The 6,898-nt window shown below is 71.7% G+C and carries 6 protein-coding genes and 2 pseudogenes; 2 read left to right on the top strand and 6 right to left on the bottom strand.

Annotated features, from left to right (window positions below):
* Positions 1 to 58: 58 nt before the first annotated feature.
* The 3 genes and pseudogenes from ABZ281_RS31005 to ABZ281_RS30995 form a co-directional block, all read right to left on the bottom strand.
* The gene (locus ABZ281_RS31005) at positions 59 to 514 is read right to left on the bottom strand and encodes a hypothetical protein (protein WP_356660845.1); all 456 of its coding nucleotides are present in this window, start codon (positions 512 to 514) and stop codon (positions 59 to 61) included.
* 13 nt (positions 515 to 527) lie between these two features.
* Entirely contained in the window at positions 528 to 1,280 is a 753-nt protein-coding gene (dapB, locus tag ABZ281_RS31000) for a 4-hydroxy-tetrahydrodipicolinate reductase (protein ID WP_356660843.1), read from the bottom strand.
* A gap of 28 nt (positions 1,281 to 1,308) precedes the next feature.
* A pseudogene (locus ABZ281_RS30995) lies at positions 1,309 to 2,616 on the bottom strand (pitrilysin family protein); the annotation flags it as partial.
* Here ABZ281_RS30995 and ABZ281_RS30990 point away from each other — a divergent pair.
* A pseudogene (locus ABZ281_RS30990) lies at positions 2,616 to 2,747 on the top strand (hypothetical protein); the annotation flags it as partial. The pseudogenes ABZ281_RS30995 and ABZ281_RS30990 overlap by 1 nt on opposite strands.
* A 61-nt stretch (positions 2,748 to 2,808) precedes the next feature.
* Here the strand turns inward: ABZ281_RS30990 and purH are convergent.
* Together purH and purN are read right to left on the bottom strand one after the other, a co-directional pair.
* Positions 2,809 to 4,395 carry a bifunctional phosphoribosylaminoimidazolecarboxamide formyltransferase/IMP cyclohydrolase gene (purH, locus tag ABZ281_RS30985; protein WP_356660841.1) on the bottom strand — a complete coding sequence of 529 codons (1,587 nt, stop codon included), beginning with the start codon at positions 4,393 to 4,395 and terminating at the stop codon, positions 2,809 to 2,811.
* A complete protein-coding gene (gene purN, locus ABZ281_RS30980) occupies positions 4,392 to 5,030 on the bottom strand; it encodes a phosphoribosylglycinamide formyltransferase (protein WP_356660839.1) in 639 nt (212 codons plus the stop codon). Before purN ends, purH begins: the two co-directional genes overlap by 4 nt.
* 305 nt (positions 5,031 to 5,335) lie before the next feature.
* Here purN and ABZ281_RS30975 point away from each other — a divergent pair, with 305 nt between their 5' ends.
* Positions 5,336 to 6,133: a hypothetical protein gene (locus ABZ281_RS30975; protein WP_356660837.1), complete on the top strand. Its 798-nt coding sequence runs from the start codon at positions 5,336 to 5,338 to the stop codon at positions 6,131 to 6,133.
* Between the two features lie 4 nt (positions 6,134 to 6,137).
* On the opposite strand, the gene ABZ281_RS30970 is transcribed toward ABZ281_RS30975, so the two are convergent.
* A partial coding sequence (locus ABZ281_RS30970) for a DUF6350 family protein (protein ID WP_356660835.1) occupies positions 6,138 to 6,898 on the bottom strand: 761 nt, incomplete at its 5' end.

The raw sequence follows: 6,898 nt of genomic DNA, 5'->3' as shown, positions 1-6,898 counted from the left end.
GGGGGCGCGCCGCCAAGCGCCGAGGGGTCCGGCCCCGCCGGCATGAGTGGACCGCGGTTCAGGCGGTTTCGGGCTGCTTGCCGTCGTGCAGGGCGATCGCGTGCTGCATCGCCCTACGGGCGCGCGGGGTGTCGCGGGCGTCGTGGTAGGCGACGGCGAGGCGGAACCAGGTGCGCCAGTCGTCGGGGGCGTCCTCCGTCTCGGCCTTGCGTTTGGCGAAGACCTCGTCGGCCGAGTCGCGGTCGATGCGTCCGCTGGGGGTACGTCGCAGTTCGTCGACGGGCAGACCGCCCTGGGCCTCGAGTTCGGCGGCGAGTTGATTGGCCCTGCGGGCGAACTGGGTGTTCTTCCAGAGGAACCACAGGCCGATGACCGGCAGGATCAGCACGGCGACACCGAAGGTGACGGTGAGGGGCGTGCCGGTCCCGATGAGCAGGACGCCACGGCTGCCGACCAGGACGAAGTAGACGACCAGGACGGCGGCGGTGACGGCGTAGGTGAGCTTCGCGCGCATGACGGTCAGAGGCTCAGTTCAGGTCCAGGAAGTGTTCCAGGCCGAACGTCAGGCCCGGGGTGCTCACCACGCGGCGGGCGCCGAGCAGGATGCCCGGCATGAAGCTGCTGTGGTGGAGCGAGTCGTGGCGGATGGTGAGCGTCTCGCCCTCGCCGCCCAGCAGGACCTCCTGGTGGGCCAGCAGGCCGCGCAGGCGGACGGAGTGCACGGGGACGCCGTCGACGTCCGCGCCCCGCGCGCCGTCCAGAGCGGTCTCCGTGGCGTCCGGTGCCTGGGCCGCACCCGCCTCGGCACGAGCCGACGCGATGAGCTGGGCCGTGCGCGTGGCGGTGCCCGACGGGGCGTCGACCTTCTTCGGGTGGTGGAGCTCGATGACCTCCACCGACTCGAAGTACGGTGCCGCGATCTGCGCGAACTTCATGTTCAGTACGGCCCCGATGGAGAAGTTCGGCGCGATGAGCACGCCCGTCTCCGGTGAGGAAGACAGCCAGCCGTTCAGCTGGGCGAGGCGCTCGTCGGTCCAGCCGGTGGTGCCGACGACCGCATGGATGCCGTGGCCGACGCAGAACTCGAGGTTGGCCATGACCGAGTCGGGCGTGGTCAGTTCGACCGCGACCTGGGCGCCGGATTCGGTCAGCGTCTCCAGCTTGTCGCCCCGGCCGAGGGCGGCGACCAGTTCCATGTCCTCGGCGGCTTCGACGGCTCGTACGGCTTCCGAGCCGATCCGGCCCTTGGCGCCGAGGACCGCCACGCGCAGCTTGCTCATCTCTTGTGCTTCCTTCACCAGGGGATTGTCAGGCGACGGCGTCGTTCAGGCGGGTCGCCTGTTTGTCCTTCAGCGGGCCGATGACCGACAGGGAGGGCCGCCGTCCCAGGATCTCGCGGGCTACCTCACGGACGTCGTCCGGGGTGACCGACGCTATCCGGGACAGCATGTCGTCGACCGACATCTGCTCGCCCCAGCACAGCTCGCTCTTGCCGATACGGTTCATCAGCGCGCCGGTGTCCTCCAGGCCGAGGACCGTGGACCCCTGGAGCTGGCCGATCGCACGCCCTATCTCGTCGTCCGAGAGGCCGTGCTCGGCGACCTGGTCGAGTTCGTCGCGGCAGATCTTCAGCACGTCGTGCACCTGTGAGGGCCTGCAGCCGGCGTAGACGCCGAACAGGCCGCAGTCGGCGAAGCCCGAGGTGTACGAGTACACGCTGTAGGCGAGGCCGCGCTTCTCGCGGACCTCCTGGAAGAGGCGGGAGGACATGCCGCCGCCCAGGGCGGTGTTCAGCACACCCAGGGCCCAGCGCCGCTCGTCCGTGCGGGACAGGCCCGGCATGCCGAGCACGACGTGCGCCTGCTCGGTCTTGCGGTCGATCAGCTCGACCCGGCCCGCGGTGCGCAGGGCACGCGTGCCGCTGCGCGGGGCGACCGGGTCGGCGGCGAGGTCGCCGAAGGCGCCGGCCTTCTCGAAAGCGGCGCGGACCTGCCGCACGACCTGGGCGTGGTCGATGTTGCCGGCGCAGGCGACGACCAGGTGGGTCGGGTCGTAGTGCTTCTTGTAGAAGCGGCGGATGCGGTCTGCGGTGAGGGCGTTGACCGTGTCGACCGTGCCGAGGACCGGGCGGCCGAGGGGGTTGTCGCCGAACATCGTGTGCGCGAACAGGTCGTGCACGCAGTCGCCCGGGTCGTCCTCGGTCATGGCGATCTCTTCGAGGATGGCGCCCCGCTCGACGTTGACGTCGTCCTCGCGGATGAGCGAGCCGGTCAGCATGTCGCAGACGACGTCGATGGCCAGCGGCAGATCGTTGTCGAGCACGCGTGCGTAGTAGCACGTGTACTCCTTCGCCGTGAACGCGTTCATCTCGCCGCCGACCGCGTCGAGCGCTGCTGAGATGTCCAGGGCCGACCTGCGGCTGGTGCCCTTGAAGAGCAGGTGCTCCAGGTAGTGGGTGGCGCCGTTCAGGGCCGGGGTCTCGTCGCGGGAGCCGACGTGCGCCCAGATGCCGAAGGTCGCGGAGCGGACCGAGGGCAGGGTTTCGGTGACGATGCGCAGGCCGCCGGGGAGGGTGGTCTTGCGGACCGTACCGATGCCGTTCTCGCCCTTGATGAGCCGTCGCCCGCATACTGGCCGACCCGACCATCAGCGCGGCGCTGCGCGCGGCCGCCGAGGACGCCATCGACGGCACTCCGGAGGAACTGCGGTACTTCCTGGAGACCGGGCGGTACGAGGTCGACGGCTGACGCGTCCGGAGCGGGCCGGCGGGGTTCCGCCGGCCCGCTCCGTCACCGGTCTCGGCGGGTCTCAGTGGAAGAAGTGCCGCGTCCCCGTGAAGTACATCGTGATGCCGGCCTTCTGCGCGGCCTCCACGACCAGTTCGTCACGGACGGAACCGCCGGGCTGGACCACGGCCTTGACTCCGGCCGCGGTGAGGATCTCCAGGCCGTCCGGGAAGGGGAAGAACGCGTCCGACGCGGCGTACGCGCCCGCGGCACGCTCGGCACCGGCCCGCTCGACGGCCAGCTTCGCGGAGTCCACCCGGTTGACCTGCCCCATGCCGACGCCGACCGAGGCGCCGTCCTTGGCGAGCAGGATCGCGTTGGACTTCACCGCGCGGCAGGCCTTCCAGGCGAAGGACAGCTCGGCCAGCTCGTCGGCGCTCAGCACCTCACCGGTCGCCAGCGTCCAGTTGGCCGGGTCGTCGCCGTCGGCCTGGAGACGGTCGGCGACCTGGAGCAGCGCGCCGCCGTCGATCGGCTTGACCTCGACCGGCGCGGCCGGTCCGTCGGCGCAGCGCAGCACGCGGATGTTCTTCTTCTTGGTGAGGGCCTCCAGGGCCCCGTCCTCGTAGCCGGGCGCGACGATGACCTCGGTGAAGATCTCCGCGACCTGCTCCGCCATCTCCTTGCTGACCGGGCGGTTGACCGCGATCACACCGCCGAACGCCGACAGCGGGTCGCAGGCGTGCGCCTTGCGGTGCGCCTCGGCGACGTCCGAACCGACCGCGATGCCGCACGGGTTGGCGTGCTTGATGATCGCGACGCACGGATCGGCGTGATCGTACGCGGCACGGCGGGCGGCGTCGGTGTCCGTGTAGTTGTTGTACGACATCTCCTTGCCGTGCAGCTGCTCGGCCTGGGCGAGGCCGCCGCCCGCGGCGGAGCCGCTCATCGATGCCGTGGAGACGTAGAGCGCGGCCGGCTGGTGCGGGTTCTCGCCGTAGCGCAGGGTGTGCTCGCGCTCCCAGGTGGCGCCGAGGAAGTCGGGGAACTGCGACTCGTCGACGGGCGCGTAGGAGGAGGCGAACCAGGAGGCGACGGCCACGTCGTAGGCGGCCGTGTGCTGGAAGGCCTCGGCGGCGAGCCGCTTGCGGGTGACGAGGTCGAAGCCGCCGCTCTGGACGGCCTTGAGCACATCGGCGTACCGGGCCGGGCTCGTGACGACCGCGACCGACGGGTGGTTCTTCGCGGCGGCCCGGACCATGGAGGGACCGCCGATGTCGATCTGCTCGACGCACTCGTCGGGCGAGGCACCGGAGGCGACGGTCTCGCGGAACGGGTAGAGGTTCACGACGACGAGGTCGAACGGCTCGACACCCAGCTCGGCGAGCTGCTCGCGGTGGCTGTCCAGGCGCAGGTCGGCGAGGATGCCCGCGTGCACGCGCGGGTGCAGGGTCTTGACCCGGCCGTCCAGGCACTCGGGGAAGCCGGTGAGCTCCTCGACCTTGGTGACGGGGACGCCGGCAGCGGCGATCTTCGCGGCGGTGGAGCCGGTGGAGACGAGCTCGACCCCGGCCTCGTGGAGCCCGCGCGCGAGGTCCTCGAGACCGGTCTTGTCGTAGACGCTGACGAGCGCCCGGCGAAGGGGCCGCTTGTTGCTCTCGGCGGTCACTGGATAACTACCTTTCGTCCCTCAATGCGATAGCCGTTGCGGGCGAGGCGCCCCACGACCTCGACGAGCAGCCTTCGCTCGACTTCCTTGATGCGCTCGTGCAGAGCGCCTTCGTCGTCCTCGTCCCGGATCTCCACCACGCCCTGCGCGATGATCGGCCCGGTGTCGACGCCGTCGTCGACGAAGTGGACGGTGCAGCCGGTGACCCTGGCGCCGTACGCGAGTGCGTCCCGCACAGCGTGGGCTCCCGGGAAACTGGGCAGGAGCGCGGGGTGCGTGTTGACGAACCGCCCGCCGAACCGTGCGAGGAACTCCTTGCCGACGATCTTCATGAACCCGGCGGAGACGACGAGGTCGGGCTCGTACGCCGCGACGGCCTCGGCGAGGGCGGCGTCCCACTCCTCGCGGCTGCCGTGGTCCTTGACCTTGCACACGAAGGCCGGCAGCCCGGCGCGCTCGGCACGCGCCAGCCCTTCGATGCCCTCGCGGTCCGCGCCGACGGCCACGACCTCGGCCCCGTACTCCTGCGCGCCGACGGCGGCGATCTCGTCGAGCAGCGCCTGCAGGTTGGTGCCGGATCCGGAGACCAGCACGACGAGGCGCTTGGCGCGCGGGGCCACGGGCTTGGCGGCCACGGTGAGGGCCTTTCTCGGGGGAGCGTCCGTCCAGGGCGGTCGGCGCTCAACGTTTTGTACATTCATACGAATGCTTTGCGTCCCCGGATACGGGGAAGCCTACGAACCGGCCGACCGTCAGCAACGATACCGGCACACCGGACGGCCCCCACGGGACGGGGGCACGGCCGGAAGGTAGCGTCTGGACGGAGCCGGTTCGGGAACGACGTCCGGACGTGGTGCGTTCAGGAGGTGACGGACCCGGGTCCGACGCCGTTCCGTTCTGTCCACACATTCCTCCTCACCAACGGGAAGACGCTCACTTGATGCCGGACCGCAGCCTGCGACTGCTCACGTTCCCCCAGCTGTTGCCGCAGGGAGGGGAGCGCGGCGCCGTGCTGCTGCGGGAGCGCCCCAGCTCACCGCCCGACGCACCGTCGGGCGGCGACGGCGGGCAGGAGCGCGAGCGCGGGTCCCAGGACGACAACCCCTTCGCCCCGCCGCCCGAGGGCACACCGGACCGTCCCTGGCAGCCGCGGCGCCCGTCGGACGACAACTCCCAGGACTCCGGCCACGGTGACGGTGGCGACCGTTCGCCCTGGGGCAGCCAGTGGAGCGACCAGCAGCCCGGCCGCTCCCCCGGCGGCTTCGGTGAGCGCCCCCGCGGTGGGCCCGAGGGTCAGGGCGGCGGCCCCCAGGGCGGCGGCCCGAACGTGCGCTGGGACCCGACGGATCCCGCGCAGCGCCGCGCTCGCTATGCCCTGCTGTCAGGCATGTGGGCCTTCTTCTTCGCCCTCTTCAGCTGGCCGTACGTGGCGCTGCTGCTCGGCGCGCTCGCCCTCTACTGGGCCATCAGCTCCCTGCGCGCCAAGCCCCACAGGCCGGACCCGGATTCCCCCGCCCCCGAACAACAGGGCGGCGGCCGACCCCAGACGACGGCGGCGGTGAGCGGCCTGGTCACGGCGTGCCTGGCGATCGCCCTGGTCGCCGCGTCCTTCACGGCACAGCTGGTCTACCGCGACTACTACACCTGCACCAACGACGCCCTCACGAACGAGTCGAAGCAGTCCTGCTCCCAGCTTCTGCCGGAGGAGCTCCGGGGGTTCCTGGGGACGGACGGCTGACGCTTCAGGGGCTCTCCGGCGGGGCGGACCGGTCGGAGGGGGCCGGGTCGGACGGCAGGAAGTCGTAGAGACCGGATTCCGGGTCGCGGTTCTGGTCGCGCAGGCCGTAGAGGGCATCGTGCTCGAACGGCTCGTGGGGAGCGTGGCGCCCGACGCCCCAGGCCGTAGCCGGATCTCCGGCGCCCCAGAAGATCGCGGCGTCCTCATCACCCCCGGATCGCTCGGCATCCCGAGTTCCCGCGGCTCGTCCGGCGCCCCGAGAACCGTCAGCGTCTCCCGCGCCCCGAGTGTCGTCCAAGACCCCGGCACCCCAGAAACCCTCGGCATCCTCGTCACCCACGGACGATCCAGCACCCCGAGTGCCGTCGGCTCGTCCGGCGCCCCGAGGGCCGTCCGCGGCCCCCGCACTCCCGGCCACCCCCGCGATTCCGGCCACGCCGCTTCGCGTGAACCGACCGCGGCCCAGCCGAGCGCTCTTCCATAGCCGCCCGGCCCCGTCGGCGCCCGGGGCCGCGTCCTCCCGCTGGTTGCCGATCTTCGGCTCCTCCGCCCGGGGTGACCGGCACCGCCAGGCCCGCACTCCCACCGCCGTCGGGATCGCCAGCAGCCCCAGCCAGACCAGCGTCGCGGCGGCGGCCTGCCACCAGACCGGGCCGAACCGGGACAGTACGTCGGCACCGAGCGGGCCGCCCGACAGCCCGGCCAGCACCGCGAGCACGGCCGCGCACAGCACCGACGCCAGCGCGGCGGCACGTACGGTGCGGC

Origin of the sequence: Streptomyces sp. NPDC006265, from assembly GCF_040613555.1 — a bacterium.
GTDB lineage: Bacteria > Actinomycetota > Actinomycetes > Streptomycetales > Streptomycetaceae > Streptomyces.
This window is presented reverse-complemented; position numbering and strand designations above follow the sequence as displayed.

Coding starts and splice junctions, on each gene's coding strand:
- ABZ281_RS30975 (WP_356660837.1), top strand. CDS start 5,336: ATGCCGGACCGCAGCCTGCGACTGCTCACGTTCCCCCAGCTGTTGCCG.
- dapB (WP_356660843.1), bottom strand. CDS start 1,280: ATGAGCAAGCTGCGCGTGGCGGTCCTCGGCGCCAAGGGCCGGATCGGC.
- ABZ281_RS31005 (WP_356660845.1), bottom strand. CDS start 514: ATGCGCGCGAAGCTCACCTACGCCGTCACCGCCGCCGTCCTGGTCGTC.